The sequence below is a fragment of the Sodalis sp. C49 genome (assembly GCF_046352915.1).
Classification (GTDB): domain Bacteria; phylum Pseudomonadota; class Gammaproteobacteria; order Enterobacterales; family Enterobacteriaceae; genus Acerihabitans.
In genome coordinates this window covers 979132-994422 of the sequence record NZ_CP163303.1, presented here as the reverse complement: position 1 = coordinate 994422, position 15291 = coordinate 979132, and the positions used below count along the sequence as shown (strand labels likewise).

Genomic DNA, 15291 nt, shown 5'->3' with positions numbered 1-15291 from the left:
GTTAATCATCGCCCTTGAGCTTTTTACGCTGCAGGTAATACCCCGCGGCCTCGCGGACAAAACCGGCGCAAATCGTCGCGTTGTAGCGCGACTCAAGCTCACCGGCTATCGCCAGTAATTCTTCCTGGCTTGAGCGGAACGGACGCAAGGCGTTATAGATTTCCAGGACCCGCTCATCCGGCACCGCCGTCAGTTCGGCGGCGCGCTCGAAGTTCATCGCCAGCAGGGAACGTCCGGCGGAGCGGGCGATATCCGCCTGGATGCGCAGGATTTCCGGGGTGATCCGCACGTCCTGGGCGGTGACGCGGCCGTTAAGCACGTTGGCCAGCGTCAGGTCGTCCAGGGTTTTGCCGGTGGCGGTCTTGACCCAGTCCGGGTGCTTATTGGTCAGCGGATAATCCGCCACGCCGGCCGTGAAGGCCTTGGGCGCGCTGGACGCCGGGGCCGGCGTTTGCACCGCGTCCGGATTGTTCATGCGTGCCAGCACGTCACGCACCATGGTTTCAATTGCTTCAGCATTCATCGTCGTTACCTTAATTCGCGCATCGCCCGCGGCGGGCGCGTAGAGGTTAAAGTCGTGGCGTTCAGAGGGCGACGCTCAGTTCCTGCGGCTGCTTGCCGGTCACCACATACTTGGTTTCCTTGATATGCAGCACCGCGGATTTGGCCTGGTATTTCGGCCGGGCCATCTGATCGTTGAGCGTCGGCACAGGATCCGGCGATTCGCCCTTGGCGTAGCGCGCGGCGTTTTTACCAATATGCCGGTAGGTCTCAAGCGTCAGCAGCGGCGCCTGGGGGAACAGCTCCAGGTTGGACAGCGGCGGCAGGCCGCGCTGGTGGATAACCGTCGTCCCTTTGGACTGGATGCCGATGGAAATGCCCGACCCGCTCAGCCGGTTGCCTTCCACCGCCACAAACGCCACGTCGGAGGATTTAAAGCAGCGGATCACCCGGGCGCGCACGCCTTCCTCCTCGATGCCGGCAATCAGTTCGCGCAGGATCTGCTTATGGGGCAGGCCGATGATATTGACGGTCTGCGACAGGCCGAACGCGGGGCCGACCGCGATAATCACCTCGTCTTTATGGGTGCCGGGCCGGGCGTCGCCCACCACCTTGAGAAAATCGCAGGTCTTGCCGTCGCCGGTGGGCGCCGCGGCGGCGGGTTTGGCCGCCTGCGCGGGGGCGAAGGAGACCTGGTTATCCAGCGGCTGCATCTGGCTGAGCACGTCGCCTATGATTTGCCGTAATAGTGTTTCGTTAATTTCCATCATGGCCGCCTTGGTTAACCCAACTCACTGGGATCGAGCGCGTTGGGAATGTTTTTGATTTCTTCCCAGCGTGCGCCCTGCAAACGGTATCCGGTGGCCGGACCCGCGTAATCATTCACGTCGTTCACCGCCGACAGGACCTGGCCGTTGCCAACGATAATGGCCGAGGTATGCAGGTAATCGCCGGCAATCTTGGCTTTCTGGATATCCAGCACGCTTTGCGCCACGTCCGTGAAACCGCCTTCGGCCAATGCCTTGACCACTTCCAGTCCGGTACGGTTCTTCTCGATAATCTCCTGGGCGAACTTCATGTCCTCCACCTTATTGCGCGCCGGCATATCCTTCGAACCGTGGGCATAGGTGGCGGCGGTGACCTCCTCGTCGCTAATGGGCGGCAGGCCCATGCCGGCGAACGTGGCCTGCAGCGCGCGCGCCGCTTTATTACGAATGGCCACCACGTCTTCCTCGCGCACCGGGCGCAGCCCGCCGTCCACTTTCAGATCCCGCTGCAGGATGTTGTAGTCATCGAAGTCCTCGGCGTCTTCATTGGAGCCGGCGAACATATTGTCGTAGTTCGGCACCGCCGAATAACCGGAGGAGATAAAGTCGGTGCCGGGCAGGAATTGCATCAGCAAACGCGCGGTACGGCGCATATCGGAATGGGTGAAGGTCTGGTCGTTGCTGGAGGCGCACTCCAGATCCAGTGACGAGCAGATCAGGTTTTCCGCCAGCACCGCGCGGATGCCCGAGGGGACCGCCGACGGGATGCCGATACAGCTTACCGACCCGTTTTGCAGCCCCTGCACCCCGGCGGCGCGGGTAATAAAAATACAGCGGGCTTCCAGGTACAGCATGGATTTACCTTCGGCGTAGCCCATCTGCACTTCCGAGCCGGAACCGGAGGTAAAGCGCATCTTCAGGCCGCGCGAGGCGTAGGAGGAGGCGAGAAATCCTTTCGACCAGGGCGTATCGTCGCCGTCGGTAAACACCGGTTCCGTGCCGTAAACCGAAATGGTTTCGGCATAGCAGGTATGGCCCAGCATGCCGAGTTTCAGTTCGGTGGCTTCCTCCAGCGAGCATTGCGTCAGCACGCCCGGCCGGCCGACCTGCGAGCCGATAAGCAACGCGATGGCGTTAAACGGCGCGTAGCGCGCCACCGCCACGGTGGTTTCCTGTTCGTCAAAGCCGCGGAAGGCCCCTTCGGCGGCGTCGGCGGCAATCTGCACCGGATTGTCCTGGATATTGGTGACGTGCGCCTGCTGCGAGGGAGTGCGCCGGGCGCGCATCTTCTGCATCGACATCATCATCTCCACCACGTTCATCTGCGACATCACTTCGACGATTTTCGCCGGCGTCATGGCGGTGGTCAGCGGGATGATATCGGCGCGCGACACGTTGGGGTCGCACAGCATTTTTGCCAGTTGTACCGAATCCATCGCCATGACTTCTTCCGACCGCGCCAGGTTAATGCCGTAGTTGGCGATAAAGTGATCGATCAGATCGAAGTCGGCGCGGGCCTTGCCGTCGAGTTCGGTAACCTTGCCGTCGACGATTTTGATCGACGGCTTGGGGTCGTTGGGACTTTCCATGGCTATAAAGCCTTCCTCGACCCACTCTTTGACGAAACCGTCCTGGTTAACCGGCCGTTTCGCCAGCGCTTCAAATCGCTTGGATTTCATGCCATCCCCCACAAGGAGTTAAATATAAGACGGACGATCGTTATGCGGCACCGCGCCGAGCGTGCCGAGCAGGGTCTTGCCGATTTCACGGGCGGAGGTCACCGCCTGGCGCACCGCGCCGGAATCGCCGGAGACCACCAGGATCACTTCGTTGCTAAAGCTGGTGCCGTTGGACGGGGAGCTGTAGGAAACCACATCGACGTTGGCGGATTTCACCGCCGTATCGGCCATCACCACGCCGATGGCGGCGGGGGCGCCGACTATCACGCCGCAGGCTTTGCCGATCGGCGCGCCGAAGGCTTTCTCCAGCGCGTAGCTGGCGCGGGCGCTATACTGCAGCTCGATATGGCCCGCCTCATTGCTGTAGACGTCGCCGAACGTCCGGTCCAGTTCCTTGAGCGCCACTTCCACCGCCCGTTTCACATCGGACACGTCCTCGCCGCCGAAAATGATCAGCGAGCCGTGTCCCGCGCCGCCTTTGGTGTCGCGGGGTAATTCGATGCTGACCACTTCGGTATTGGTCGCCTTGACCGCCTCGTCCGCCGCCATAATGTGCGGACCCGCGCCGATGCGCGTGCCGAGAATACCGATCGAGCGGTAGCGTTTTTCCAGTTTCATCGCCGTCAGCACTGCGCTGTCGACATTGGCGATCACCAAACCGATGGTGTCGCCCATGGCCGTGCCGACGAATTCCGTCAGGTTACAGGTGTTTTCCGACATATCCGGACCTCGTTCCAATGGGGAGAGAGAAGGGGGCGCCGCGGGGGCGTCGTCACCGATTTTCGCCATCACCTGGGCCAGGATCGCCTCGATGACCTTATCGGTGTTCATTCGCGGGTTCCTTTAGGCAAAAATTTCTCCACATCCGCGTGGGGACGTGGGATGACATGGGTGGCGATCACTTCACCGACGTTGGCCGCCGCCATGGCGCCGGCATCGGTGGCGGCTTTCACCGCGCCGACGTCGCCGCGCACGATAACCGTCACCAGACCGGAACCGATTTTTTCATAACCGACCAATAACACATTGGCCGATTTCACCATGGTATCGGCCGCCTCAATCGCGGCGGTCAGACCTTTGGTTTCCACCATGCCCAGGGCTTCTTGTTGCATTTTTATTACCTCGACCAATCATTAAAATTCTGAGGATGTCCGAGGTAAAATATACGCATAAGCGATAAAAAATAGTGGCTTGATTAGGGTGAAAATAGAAGAAATGATTGGCGGTGGCATAGCAAAAAATTGTCATTTCAACTTGCAAATGCGGCGCCCTGGCTGGATTTTATCGACTTGTGCAATAACACCAATTAATTTTTTACCTTCCATAATTCAATAATTGATCTTGAAATTCAGGCCCGGCTGTGATTTTTCCGGCGACCCGTTAACGGTAAAAAATAATGCCAGAGCAATAATATAGTATGGCGAAAAAACGGCAATGCCTTGCGCGGCAAGGCTTGCAGCGCCTATGACCCATAAAAATTATCGACTGTGGCGATTATTTTATATTTTAAAAAACGAAATTTTATGTCTTGTTTTTGTTACGTAAAAAGATAATTGCAGGCGAGATCTCATTTGATTGATAAATAACTTTGCTAAACGCCATGGGGGCATATAGCGTAGTGTCTTGAAAGTCTTATGTTCATTAAAAAGATTTTTTAAAAATAGACAAAATGTCAGTCGGAAGCAAGGCGGTTTCACGCTAATAATTATTTTATTTCGACCTCATACAGGAAAATTACGATGAGCGACACTCTACGAACGGTAAAAGGGCAATGTGTTGCCGAATTGCTGGGTACCGGGCTGTTTATGTTTTTCGGCACCAGCGTGCTGTGCGCGGCCAAGCTCGCCGGCGCCAGCTTCGGCCTGTGGGAGATTTGCGTGGTGTGGGGGCTGGGCATTGCGCTGGCGGTGTATCTGACCGCGGGTATTTCCGGCGCCCATCTGAATCCGGCGATAACCATTGCCCTGTGGCTGCTGGCTAATTTCGAGGGCAGGAAAGTGCTGCCCTATATCCTGGCCCAGGTGGCGGGGGCCTTCTTTGGCGCGGCGCTGACCTATCTGCTGTACCATAATATGTTCGGCCTCTACGAGCAGTCCCACCAGATGGTGCGCGGCAGCCAGGAGAGCTTGTTCCTGGCCAGCATCTTTTCCACTTATCCGGCAAGCGCCATCAGCGTCGGGCTGGCCGCGTTGGTGGAAACCGTCATCACCTCCATCCTGATGGGGCTTATCATGGCGCTGACCGATGACGGCAACGGCGTGCCCAAAGGTCCGCTGGCGCCGTTGCTGATCGGTATCCTGGTGGCGGTGATCGGTGCGTCCACCGCGCCATTGACCGGTTTCGCCATGAATCCGGCGCGTGACTTCGGCCCCAAGCTGTTCACCTTTTTTGCCGGCTGGGGCGAGGTGGCGATGACCGGAGGCCGCGAGATTCCCTACTTTATCGTGCCCATCGCCGCCCCCATCGTCGGGGCGATCCTGGGCGCCGCGGTATACCGCTTCCTGATAGCGCCCCATTTGCCCGGCAATATTAAACAGGACGCGGCGGGACAACCGCCGCTGCAATCTTAAACCCCGGGCAACCCGGCCGGCACCCGGCTTCAGGACCGGGTGCCGGCGCAATCCTATAATTGTGTGATAGAGCACGGTTTTGAATAAGGAAAAAATGATTAAATCCCAAACGGCTTTAAGATATTGCGTCGTAATCGCTGCATCTTTCATTAAAACGTAACAATCAGGCGAAATATATCTTTTTTGTTACTGGTTTATTAAAAATAAGTAAAGCGCGAGAGGGCATAATATGAATTCCGGTAGTTTTATGGATTCAGAACTGATAAATAAAATCGCGCATGATTTCGCTAATGCCACCAATTTGGCTGTAGTGGTAGTCAATATCCACGGCGAGGAAGTTTCGGATTTATATCATTTCACCCCGTTTTGCCAATCATTGCGCCAGGATCCGGAAATGGGCCGCCGCTGCCGCATGAGCGACCGCTGCGGCGGACTTGAAGCCTCTAAATCCAATCAGCCCTGTATCTACCGCTGTCACGCCGGGTTGACCGATTTTTCCATTCCCCTGGTCATCGGCGGCCATTTGGTGGGATTTGTGCTGTGCGGCCAGGTGCGCATCAATGATACCGTCAAGCTGCCCGAAGTGCAGGAGAGCAGTTCCTTCACCTGGCGCCAGAACGGCGTGCTGGCCGAGCATTTCGAGAACATTCCGGTTATCGATTACGACCGGCTGCTGTCTTCCGCCGATCTGCTGAAAATCATCGTTGATAATTACCTTAAGCAACAGCTTGATTTCGTGGTAATTAAAGAACACGCGCCGGCGAGCGCCGGGCACCGGGCGGCGATCCCAAGCGCGCATGACGGCAAAATGAAAAAGGTGCTGCGTTATATCGACAGTCATTACTCCGAGGACCTGCGTCTTGAGGACGTGGCGGCGATGGTCTATCTCAGCCCTTATTATTTCAGCAAATTATTCAAAAAATACCAAGGCGTGGGTTTTAACGCCTACGTGAACCAGCAGCGTATGGAAAGCGCGCGCCAGATGCTGGAGCAAAGCGACTGGTCCATCGCCGTCATTGCGCGCAACCTCGGTTTTTCCCAGGCCAGCTATTTTTGCAAAGTATTTCGCCAGGCCTATCGCATTACCCCCCAGGCGTATCGTGAGCAGCGTTTATCCGCGCTGAATAACAGCCCGGCGAAAAATATCGCCATGCCGCGTAATTAATCCTTTTTCCCTTTTGTCGCTTTAATTATTGTGACGTTATTATTTCCAGCCGATCGTGATCTCATTTTTTAAATTTAACCAACGCTATTTAATGCTATGGCTTTCGCCGCTGAAAATGGCCGCTCATCGCGCCATGCCGTGGCATGGCTAATTGCCGATAGCTAAAAAGTGTTATCCCCCGACAATAAATTTTAATCAAATCACCGCCGGCGAACATTTTTTTTGATCCAATCCGGGGTATATTTTCCCCAGATACTTTAGATTAACGATGACAGGGGCGCCGCCGGCAACGATTTGCCATTTCCGCGCGGCGCCAATGCCAATGTTACCAGGTTGCACGCGCCGCAAGGCCGTCAGGGAAGGAGGTGTGAATCCTCCGCAGCCCCCGCTGCTGTAATGCCGACGAATCCGGCGTCACCACTGATCGAAAATGATTGGGAAGGGCCGGAGGAGGATGACGCAAAGCCAGAAGACCTGCCTGATAACAAGAGCCGTACCGGCTCGGTAACAACTCCTTCGGTGGGAAGCGGGTTGTCCTAACGACTGCGTCGGGATAGCGCCTTTCCGCCGCCGTTGCTTACGACAATCCCGTTCGGCCCGCCCTGGCATTACGGGATACGGATGAAAGCGATACTGATTGGCGGCGCGCAAAGCGGGACCGGGAAAACATTGCTGACGCTCGGCCTGCTGCGGGTGCTGGCCAGGCGCGGCCTCAGAGCGCAGCCGTTCAAGTGCGGGCCGGATTATATCGATACCGGCTGGCATGAAGCGGTCAGCGGCATCGCCTCGCATAACCTGGACGCCTATATGCTGGGGGCTGACACGCTTAACGGCCTGTTTAACCGGCATATGCAAACTGCCGACGTGGGCGTTATCGAAGGCGTCATGGGACTCTACGACGGCCTGGGCAGCGACGGCGGCGACTGCAGCAGCGCCGCGCTGGCCAAGCAGCTGGGCGTGCCGGTGGTGCTTATTATCGACGGCAAGGCGGTATCCACCTCGGCCGCCGCCACCGTACTGGGCTTTCAACTGTTTGATCCCGCCGTCAACATCGCCGGCATTATCGTAAACCGGGTATCCTCCGCCAATCATTTCAACCTGATTAAAACCGCCATTACCCGCTACTGCGATCTGCCGGTGCTGGGGTATCTGCCGCCGCTCAGCGACTGGGCATTGCCCTCCCGGCATCTGGGCCTGGTGCCGGCGCAGGAAAACCGGCGCCTGGAGGCGCAATGGGACCAACTGGCGGATGCGGTGGAACAGCATATCGATATCGATTGTCTTCTGCGTCTTGCCGACTGCCAGCCCGCGCCGGGCCGCCTGCCCGCGCCGCCCGCCGCGCCGCGTTATGCGCAGCTGACGCTGGCGCTGGCCGAGGACGAGGCGTTTCATTTCTATTATCCGGATAATCTGCAGCTCCTGCGCGATATCGGCGTGCGTATCGTGCCGTTCAGCCCGCTAAACGATCGGGAACTGCCGGCGTGCCAGATGATTTACCTCGGCGGCGGTTTTCCGGAACTCTTCGCCGACCGGCTGACGGCCAACGGCGCGATGCGGGCGGCGCTGCTGCGGGCCGGTCTGCAGGGCACGGCCATCTACGCCGAATGCGGGGGGCTGATGTACCTGGGGACTTCCCTGGAGGATCAGCAGGGCCGCGTCTTCCCCATGGTCGGCCTGTTGCGCGGCGTCAGCCGCATGAGCGAGGGACTCAAGCGTTTCGGCTATTGCGAGGGGCGGGCGCTGGCCGATAATCTGCTGACCGCCAGGGGAGAAACGTTACGCGGTCACGAATTTCACCATTCCGAATTTATCACCGATGAGCCGCCGCTGTTTACCCTCACCAAACGCGCCGCCGGCGGCGAGGTAAAACAGTGGCCGGGCGGTTATGGCGACGCCACGCTTCTCGCCAGCTACCTGCATGTGCATTTTTACCAGCGCCCGGCCTTGCTGCGGCGCTGGCTGGATAAAGGATGCGAGCTGCTATGACCTTGAGCGCCTACCTCGCCGGCTACCTGCTGGATCTGTGGCTTGGGGATCCGCCGCACTGGCCGCATCCGGTGCGCTGGATAGGCCATGCCGTCACGGGCCTGCAACGCGTTATCCGCCGTTGCTGCCGCAGCCGCCGGGCGCTGTATATCGGCGGCGGCGCGCTGTGGCTGCTGGTGGTGGGCGGCAGTGGGGGATTGACCTGGGTCTTGCTGCGCCTGCTGTCCTTTTCGCCCGCGCTGGAGTGGCTGGCCACCGCCTGGCTCACCTACACCCTGCTGGCGACCCGCTGCCTGCGCGATGCCGCCATGGCGGTTTATTACGTGCTGCGCGCGGACGACCTGGCGGCGTCGCGCCGGCAGCTGTCCTACATTGTCGGCCGCGATACCCAGCACCTGACGCGGCCGCAAATGATGCGCGCGGTGGTGGAAACGGTAGCGGAAAACAGCGTTGACGGCGTGATAGCGCCGCTGTTCTGGCTGTTTATCGGCGGCGTGCCGCTGGCGATGGCCTATAAGGCGGTCAATACCCTGGATTCCATGGTGGGGTACCGCACGCCGCAGTACGAAGCCATCGGCTGCGTATCGGCGCGAATGGACGACGCGGCCAACTGGCTGCCGGCGCGATTGGGCTGGCTGCTGCTGGCGCTGGCCGCCGGCCTGTTGCGTCTGGACGGGCGCGGCGCCTGGCGCATTGGCTGGCGCGACCGCTATCAGCATAAAAGCCCGAACTGCGCCTGGTCGGAGGCGACGGTGGCGGGCGCGCTGGGGGTGCGGCTGGGCGGACCCAATGATTATTTCAGCATCCGGGTGGAAAAACCCTGGATTGGCGAGGCGCGGCGCGAGATTGCCCTTGGCGACATCATCCACAGCATCCGCTTGATGTATGTCGCCTCCGCGCTGATGCTGGCGACGATGTGCCTGCTCCGCGCCGGCGGCGCGGGATTAGGGTGGTGGTGAGACTTAACAGGGCTGTATAACAGGGCGCAGGCCCGGAGCTGTAACGCGAATGAGTTATATCAAACAACCGCAACAAATCGAGCGCACCAGTTTTGCCATTATCCGGGAGATCATTGCCCGCGAGCGTCCCGATTTCCATTTCCAGGATATCTGGCAGGAAAAAATCATCCTGCGCGCCATCCACACCAGCGCCGACTTCGACTGGCTGGATATTCTGCATTTCTCGGCCGGCGCGGCTGAACGCATGGCCGACGCCCTGAGCCGGGGCTGCACGATATATACCGATACCACCATGGCGCTGTCCGGCATCAATAAGACCGCGCTGGCGCAGCTGGGCGGCAAAGCGGCTTGTTATATCGGCGATGCCGGTATCGCCGAGCAGGCGCGGGCGCAGGGCATGACGCGCTCAATGGCGGCGGTGGACTATGTGGTGGCGCGCGCCGGCCGGGAGCCGGACAACAGCCTGTTTGTGTTCGGCAACGCGCCCACCGCGCTGTTTCGCCTGCTGGAGCATGTCGGTCGGTCGGATTACCGGCCGCAGGGGGTGATAGGCGTGCCGGTGGGGTTTGTCGGCGCCAGCGAATCCAAGCAGGCGCTGGCCGACAGCCCGTTGCCGTGCATCGCCGCGCTGGGCCGCAAAGGCGGCAGCAATATCGCCGCGGCCATCGTCAACGCCCTCCTTTATCAGCTGCGGGAGGCATGATGGACGACGTGGTCTGGCACAACGGCCGGGCGCTGCGCAAGGGGTATACCACCGGATCCTGCGCCACCGCGGCGGCTAAAGTCGCCGCCGAGATGCTCTTGCGCCAGCAGGTGATAGATACCGTTTCCATCGTGACGCCGTCCGGCGTCACGCTGTGCCTGAACGTCGAGCTGCCGTTGATAAGCCCCGGCGAGGCCACCGCCGCCATTCGCAAGGACGGCGGCGATGACGTGGACGCCACCGACGGCATGCTGATTTTTGCCCGCTTAAGACTGCGCGCCGATGCCGCCATTATCATTGAGGGCGGCGCCGGCGTGGGCCGGGTAACCCGCAACGGCATCGGCCTGGCTATCGGCCAGGCGGCGATTAACAACACTCCCCGTCATACCATCGAGACGGCGGTGCGCGAGGTCATCGGGCCGGATCGCGGCGCGGATGTGGAGATTTTCGCCCCGGAAGGGGAAGCGCGGGCGCGGAAAACCTATAACGCGCGCCTGGGCATCCTGGGCGGTATTTCCATTATCGGCACCAGCGGCATCGTGACGCCGATGTCGGAGGAAAGCTGGAAGAAATCCCTGTCGCTTGAGCTGGGCATGAAGCGCGCCGACGGCATGGACCGGGTGATCCTGGTGCCGGGCAACCACGGCGAGCGTTTCGTCGGCGAACGGCTGGGTATCGATAAGCGTTACGTTGTCACTATGAGCAATTTTGTCGGCTATATGCTTAAGGAGGCGGAGCGCCTGGGGTTTCGCCAGATCCTGATGGTCGGCCATTTCGGCAAACTGGTGAAGGTGGCGGCGGGGATCTTCCATACCCATAGCCATATCGCCGACGGACGCATGGAAACGCTGATTGCCTGGCTGGCCTTGTGCGACGCCCCCCACGCGCTGATGCACCAGGTGGCGGCGTGCGTGACCACCGAGGAGGCGATGGCGTTAATCGACGCCGCCGGCTGGCAGCGGGTATACCCGGCCATTGCCGCGCGCGTCGCCGCCCGCATGGCCGAGCTGTTGCGTTTTTCCTCTGCGCCGCCCCGCTGCGATGCGCTGCTGTTCTCCTTCGATCAGCAGATCCTCGGCAGCAGCCGGCCGGCGGCGGAATTGAGAGAGGCCTTCCGATGAACAGGAGGGTTGACGATAACGGCCACCGGCACGCGCCCCGGTTAAGCGTGGTCGGGCTGGGGCCGGGGGATGGCCGCTACCTGACGCCCGGCGCCCGGCGGCTGATCGATCAGTGTTCGGTGCTGATCGGCAGCCCGCGCCAGCTGGCGTGTTTTCCTGGATTCCAGGGCGAAAAGCGGTCGTTCGGCCCGTCCCTGGAGGCGCTTGCGGCCTGGCTGGACGCCCATCCCGACGTGGACACGGTGGTGCTGGCTTCCGGCGACCCGCTATTGTACGGCATCGGCGATTACCTGAGCCGGCGCATGGGGGCGGAAAACCTGCATATCGAGCCGGGGATCAGCGCGGTGCAATACCTGTTTTCACGCCTGCGCATGGCGATGAACGATGTCTATCTCACCAGCAGCCATGGCCGCGCGCCTGATTTTGATTTTTTGCTGCTGCACCCCAGGGTGGCGATGGTCACCGACGAACGCATCGGTCCTTATGAAATCGCCCGCGAGATCCTGGCGCGCGAGCGGCCGCGGGTCATGATTATCGGCGAAAACCTGTCCTACCCCGATGAACGTATCCACCGGCTGCCGCCCGCGCAGGTGGCGCGGCATTATGCAATGAACGTGGTGGTGATCCTCGATGAGAGATGAAGAATTTATCCGCGGCCCGGTGCCGATGACCAAACGCGAAATCCGGCTGGCGTCGGTGGACCGGCTGGAGCTGGCGCAGGCCCGGCTGCTGATTGACGTCGGCGCCGGTACCGGCAGCGTCGGCATCGAGGCGGCCAGCCGCTACCCCCAGCTGCGGGTGATGGCGGTGGAGCGCAATCCCGACGCGCTGGCGCTGATTCGCGCCAACAGCGCCAAATTCGCCCTGGACGAGCGTATGGACATCGTGGCCGGCGACGCGCCGCTGCCGCTGGCGGTAAGCGCCGATGCTGTTTTTATCGGCGGCAGCGGCGGCAACCTGGCGGCGATTATCGGCTGGGCCGGTGAACTGCTGGTGCCGGGCGGACGCCTGGTGATTAACCTGATTTTGCAGGAGAACCTCGGCGAGGCGCTGGGCGCGCTGCGCCAGGCGCCCTTCGTCCGCGCGGACTGCGTCCAGATGCAGGTTGCCAGCCTGGCCCCGCTGGGCAGCGGACACTTTTTTAAACCGAACAATCCCGCTTTTATTATTTCCTGTCTCAAGGAGAACACTCATGACAGAGCCCTTTGACCGCCGGCTGATCTGGTTTGTCGGCGCAGGACCGGGCGACCGGGAACTGATCACCCTGAAAGGCTACCGGCTGTTATGCGCGGCGGACGTGGTGATCTACGCCGGATCGCTGATTAATCCCGCGCTGCTGGACTATTGCAAGCCGGGCGCGGCCTGCTATGACAGCGCCGGTCTCAACCTGCGGCAGATTATCGGCCATATGAGCGAGGGTATCGCCGCCGGCAAGCTGGTGGTGCGCCTGCAAACCGGCGATTTATCCCTGTACGGCTCGATCCGCGAACAGATTGAAGAACTGGCGTTGCTGAATATCGGTTTTAGCACCGTGCCCGGCGTCAGCGCGTTTCTCGGCGCCGCGGCGCAGCTTGGCGTGGAGTATACCGTGCCGGAAGTGGCGCAAAGCCTGATTATCACCCGTATGGAGGGGCGCACGCCGACGCCGGCGCTGGAAGCGCTGGAAGCGTTTGCCGCGCACCGCACGTCGATGGCCATTTTCCTGTCGGTACAGGCTATAGAGCGCGTGGCGCAGCGGCTGGTGGACGGCGGTTATCCCAGCGACACGCCGGCGGCGGTGATTTTCAAGGCCACCTGGCCGGAGGAAAAAACCGTACGCGGCACGCTGGCGGATATCGCCGGCAAGGTCCGCGCGGCAGGCATCGGCAAGACGGCGCTTATCCTGGTGGGCGCCTTCCTGGGCGACGAATACCACTACTCCAAACTGTATCACGCGGAATTCACCCATGAATATCGTCAAGCCTGAGTCGGTCGCCCTGTTTTGCCTGACCCCCGGCGGCGTTCAGTTGGCCAAACGGCTGTCGGCGCTGATCCCGATGACCTGTTTTACCAGCCAGAGTTTGCTGGAGCCGGGATTTGATGCGTTTCACGGCACGCTGTCCCATACGGTGGCGGAAGTGTTCAATACGTATTCGGCGCTGATATTTATCTGCGCCACCGGTCTGACGGTGCGGGTTATCGCGCCGCTGATTAAAGATAAGTTCAGCGATCCGGCGGTGGTGGTGATCGACGATCGCGGCCACCATGCCATCAGCCTGCTGTCCGGTCATATGGGGGGCGCCAACGCGCTGACCGGCTATATCGCCGGGCTGATCGGCGCCACGCCGGTGGTTACCACCGCGACCGATGTCAACCAGCTGGCCGCGGTGGATATCCTGGCGCAGCAGTTGAACGCCACCATGACGGATTTTCGCCAGACGGTGAAAAAGCTCAACCAGTTGCTGGTGTGCGGCGGGCGCGTCGGGCTGTATTGGGACCAGACGTCGCTGGCGACGATAAAAATGCGCTGGCCGGAAGAGTATTGCGATACCCGCGGCCTGGTGCTGGTCACCGATCTGGACGATTTGCCCGAACTGGACGCGCTGCTGTACGTCAGTTTGCACGACAGCGTGCCGGAGGTGCCGGTGCCGGTGTATAAACTGGTGCCGCGCTGTGTGGTGGCGGGTATCGGCTGCCGGCGCGACACGCCGCCGTCCACCGTGGCGAACCTGCTGGCGCGGCAACTGGCGGGACTGCATATCGACCCGCTGGCGCTGCGCGCCATCGGCAGCGTGGCGATTAAACGCGACGAACCCGCGCTGCGCCATCTGGCCAATCAATGCTGCGTGCCGTTCGAGATTTTTTCCGTCGATGCCCTGAAACCGGCCGCCGCCCGATTCCCCGGCTCGGACTTTGTGAAGCGCGTGGTGGGCATCGGCAGCGTCTCCCAACCCGTCGCCTGGCTGATGAGCAACGGCCGCCTGGTGGGCGATACGCTGCGTACCCAGGGCGTGACCATAACCTTAGGAGTTTCCTGCTGATGCTGTATGTGATTGGTATCGGCCCGGGCAGCCAGGCCGCGATGACCCTGGAGGCGCTTGACGCCATCCGCGACGCCGACATTATCGTCGGCTACAAAACCTATACCCACCTGGTCAAGCACCTGACCGGCGACAAACAGGTGATCAAGACCGGCATGTGCAAGGAAATCGAACGCTGCCAGGCCGCGATCGATCTGGCGGTCACCGGCCAAAAGGTGGCGCTGATCAGCAGCGGGGACGCCGGCATCTACGGCATGGCGGGCCTGATCCTGGAACTGGTGACGGCGCAGGGGCTGGACGTGCCGCTGAAGCTTATCCCCGGCGTCACGTCCAGCACCGCCGCCGCCTCGCTGCTGGGCGCGCCGCTGATGCATGATTTTTGCCATATCAGCCTGAGCGATCTGATGACCCCCTGGCCGGTGATTGAACGGCGCATCCTGTGCGCGGCGCAGGCGGATTTCGTGATCTGCTTTTACAATCCGCGCAGCCACGGCCGGCCGGATCACCTGGCCAACGCCTTTGCCCTGATGGGCCGTTATAAATCGGCGCACACGCCGGTGGGCGTGGTACGCGCCGCCGGGCGTAAAAAACAGGAAAAATGGCTGACGACGCTCGGGGATATGGACTTCGCGCCGGTGGACATGACCTGTCTGGTGATTGTCGGCAACCAGGCGACCTATTGCCGTGACGGCCTGATGATCACGCCGCGCGGCTATCAAATCCAGGCGGACGCGCAGTGACGGCGGGCCGGATATGCCCACCTGCAGCAGCCCGGGAGCCGGTTGACGGCGGCGGCGGGATTGTCCGCGCGCCGGCGCCC

At 60.8% G+C, this 15291-nt stretch carries 16 protein-coding genes and 1 riboswitch; of the genes, 11 read left to right on the top strand and 5 right to left on the bottom strand.

Features of this window, described 5'->3' with window-relative positions; all coding sequences use genetic code 11:
• Nucleotide 1 precedes the first annotated feature (1 nt).
• From pduE to pduA, 5 genes are all read right to left on the bottom strand, one after another.
• Entirely contained in the window at nt 2–523 is a 522-nt protein-coding gene (gene pduE / locus ABUK12_RS04385; RefSeq protein ID WP_410015134.1) for a propanediol dehydratase small subunit PduE, read from the bottom strand.
• A 61-nt stretch (nt 524–584) separates the two neighbouring features.
• Complete coding sequence (locus ABUK12_RS04380) at nt 585–1268, bottom strand: propanediol/glycerol family dehydratase medium subunit (protein WP_410016549.1); 684 nt, start codon at nt 1266–1268, stop codon at nt 585–587.
• A 14-nt stretch (nt 1269–1282) separates the two neighbouring features.
• Nucleotides 1283–2947, bottom strand: a complete 1665-nt coding sequence (gene pduC, locus ABUK12_RS04375; RefSeq protein ID WP_410015133.1) for a propanediol dehydratase large subunit PduC — start codon at nt 2945–2947, stop codon at nt 1283–1285.
• 18 nt (nt 2948–2965) lie between these two features.
• Entirely contained in the window at nt 2966–3778 is an 813-nt protein-coding gene (pduB, locus tag ABUK12_RS04370; protein ID WP_410015132.1) for a propanediol utilization microcompartment protein PduB, read from the bottom strand.
• On the bottom strand, nt 3775–4059 hold the full coding sequence (gene pduA, locus ABUK12_RS04365) for a propanediol utilization microcompartment protein PduA (RefSeq protein ID WP_331119187.1): 285 nt from the start codon (nt 4057–4059) through the stop codon (nt 3775–3777). The genes pduB and pduA overlap by 4 nt, the downstream gene beginning before the upstream one ends.
• A 627-nt stretch (nt 4060–4686) precedes the next feature.
• Between pduA and ABUK12_RS04360 the strand changes: the two genes are divergently transcribed.
• The 11 genes from ABUK12_RS04360 (at nt 4687) to ABUK12_RS04310 (ending at nt 15211) form a co-directional block, all read left to right on the top strand.
• Complete coding sequence (locus tag ABUK12_RS04360) at nt 4687–5517, top strand: MIP/aquaporin family protein (RefSeq protein WP_410015131.1); 831 nt, start codon at nt 4687–4689, stop codon at nt 5515–5517.
• A gap of 229 nt (nt 5518–5746) precedes the next feature.
• The gene (gene pocR / locus ABUK12_RS04355) at nt 5747–6682 is read left to right on the top strand and encodes a transcriptional regulator PocR (protein WP_410015130.1); all 936 of its coding nucleotides are present in this window, start codon (nt 5747–5749) and stop codon (nt 6680–6682) included.
• 313 nt (nt 6683–6995) lie between these two features.
• A riboswitch (cobalamin riboswitch) is annotated at nt 6996–7179 on the top strand.
• Nucleotides 7180–7303: 124 nt separating this feature from the next.
• Nucleotides 7304–8668 (top strand): cobyrinate a,c-diamide synthase, encoded by a 1365-nt coding sequence (locus tag ABUK12_RS04350; RefSeq protein WP_410015129.1) that lies wholly within the window; start codon nt 7304–7306, stop codon nt 8666–8668.
• A complete protein-coding gene (gene cbiB, locus ABUK12_RS04345; protein ID WP_410015128.1) occupies nt 8665–9627 on the top strand; it encodes an adenosylcobinamide-phosphate synthase CbiB in 963 nt (320 codons plus the stop codon). Before ABUK12_RS04350 ends, cbiB begins: the two co-directional genes overlap by 4 nt.
• A gap of 49 nt (nt 9628–9676) precedes the next feature.
• Complete coding sequence (locus ABUK12_RS04340; RefSeq protein WP_410015127.1) at nt 9677–10330, top strand: cobalt-precorrin-8 methylmutase; 654 nt, start codon at nt 9677–9679, stop codon at nt 10328–10330.
• On the top strand, nt 10327–11451 hold the full coding sequence (gene cbiD / locus ABUK12_RS04335) for a cobalt-precorrin-5B (C(1))-methyltransferase CbiD (protein ID WP_410015126.1): 1125 nt from the start codon (nt 10327–10329) through the stop codon (nt 11449–11451). The genes ABUK12_RS04340 and cbiD overlap by 4 nt, the downstream gene beginning before the upstream one ends.
• On the top strand, nt 11448–12092 hold the full coding sequence (locus tag ABUK12_RS04330) for a cobalt-precorrin-7 (C(5))-methyltransferase (protein ID WP_410015125.1): 645 nt from the start codon (nt 11448–11450) through the stop codon (nt 12090–12092). Before cbiD ends, ABUK12_RS04330 begins: the two co-directional genes overlap by 4 nt.
• Nucleotides 12082–12660 carry a decarboxylating cobalt-precorrin-6B (C(15))-methyltransferase gene (locus ABUK12_RS04325; protein ID WP_410015124.1) on the top strand — a complete coding sequence of 193 codons (579 nt, stop codon included), beginning with the start codon at nt 12082–12084 and terminating at the stop codon, nt 12658–12660. Before ABUK12_RS04330 ends, ABUK12_RS04325 begins: the two co-directional genes overlap by 11 nt.
• Entirely contained in the window at nt 12644–13417 is a 774-nt protein-coding gene (locus ABUK12_RS04320; protein WP_410015123.1) for a cobalt-precorrin-4 methyltransferase, read from the top strand. The genes ABUK12_RS04325 and ABUK12_RS04320 overlap by 17 nt, the downstream gene beginning before the upstream one ends.
• Nucleotides 13398–14471 (top strand): cobalt-precorrin 5A hydrolase, encoded by a 1074-nt coding sequence (cbiG, locus tag ABUK12_RS04315; RefSeq protein WP_410015122.1) that lies wholly within the window; start codon nt 13398–13400, stop codon nt 14469–14471. The genes ABUK12_RS04320 and cbiG overlap by 20 nt, the downstream gene beginning before the upstream one ends.
• The gene (locus ABUK12_RS04310) at nt 14471–15211 is read left to right on the top strand and encodes a precorrin-3B C(17)-methyltransferase (RefSeq protein ID WP_410015121.1); all 741 of its coding nucleotides are present in this window, start codon (nt 14471–14473) and stop codon (nt 15209–15211) included. Before cbiG ends, ABUK12_RS04310 begins: the two co-directional genes overlap by 1 nt.
• Nucleotides 15212–15291: the final 80 nt, after the last annotated feature.

Excerpts from the sequence above, each read along its gene's own strand:
- pduE (WP_410015134.1), bottom strand. The coding sequence starts at position 523 with ATGAATGCTGAAGCAATTGAAACCATGGTGCGTGACGTGCTGGCACGC.
- ABUK12_RS04380 (WP_410016549.1), bottom strand. The coding sequence starts at position 1,268 with ATGGAAATTAACGAAACACTATTACGGCAAATCATAGGCGACGTGCTC.
- pduC (WP_410015133.1), bottom strand. The coding sequence starts at position 2,947 with ATGAAATCCAAGCGATTTGAAGCGCTGGCGAAACGGCCGGTTAACCAG.
- pduB (WP_410015132.1), bottom strand. The coding sequence starts at position 3,778 with ATGAACACCGATAAGGTCATCGAGGCGATCCTGGCCCAGGTGATGGCG.
- pduA (WP_331119187.1), bottom strand. The coding sequence starts at position 4,059 with ATGCAACAAGAAGCCCTGGGCATGGTGGAAACCAAAGGTCTGACCGCC.
- ABUK12_RS04360 (WP_410015131.1), top strand. The coding sequence starts at position 4,687 with ATGAGCGACACTCTACGAACGGTAAAAGGGCAATGTGTTGCCGAATTG.
- pocR (WP_410015130.1), top strand. The coding sequence starts at position 5,747 with ATGAATTCCGGTAGTTTTATGGATTCAGAACTGATAAATAAAATCGCG.
- ABUK12_RS04350 (WP_410015129.1), top strand. The coding sequence starts at position 7,304 with ATGAAAGCGATACTGATTGGCGGCGCGCAAAGCGGGACCGGGAAAACA.
- cbiB (WP_410015128.1), top strand. The coding sequence starts at position 8,665 with ATGACCTTGAGCGCCTACCTCGCCGGCTACCTGCTGGATCTGTGGCTT.
- ABUK12_RS04340 (WP_410015127.1), top strand. The coding sequence starts at position 9,677 with ATGAGTTATATCAAACAACCGCAACAAATCGAGCGCACCAGTTTTGCC.
- cbiD (WP_410015126.1), top strand. The coding sequence starts at position 10,327 with ATGATGGACGACGTGGTCTGGCACAACGGCCGGGCGCTGCGCAAGGGG.
- ABUK12_RS04330 (WP_410015125.1), top strand. The coding sequence starts at position 11,448 with ATGAACAGGAGGGTTGACGATAACGGCCACCGGCACGCGCCCCGGTTA.
- ABUK12_RS04325 (WP_410015124.1), top strand. The coding sequence starts at position 12,082 with ATGAGAGATGAAGAATTTATCCGCGGCCCGGTGCCGATGACCAAACGC.
- ABUK12_RS04320 (WP_410015123.1), top strand. The coding sequence starts at position 12,644 with ATGACAGAGCCCTTTGACCGCCGGCTGATCTGGTTTGTCGGCGCAGGA.
- cbiG (WP_410015122.1), top strand. The coding sequence starts at position 13,398 with ATGAATATCGTCAAGCCTGAGTCGGTCGCCCTGTTTTGCCTGACCCCC.
- ABUK12_RS04310 (WP_410015121.1), top strand. The coding sequence starts at position 14,471 with ATGCTGTATGTGATTGGTATCGGCCCGGGCAGCCAGGCCGCGATGACC.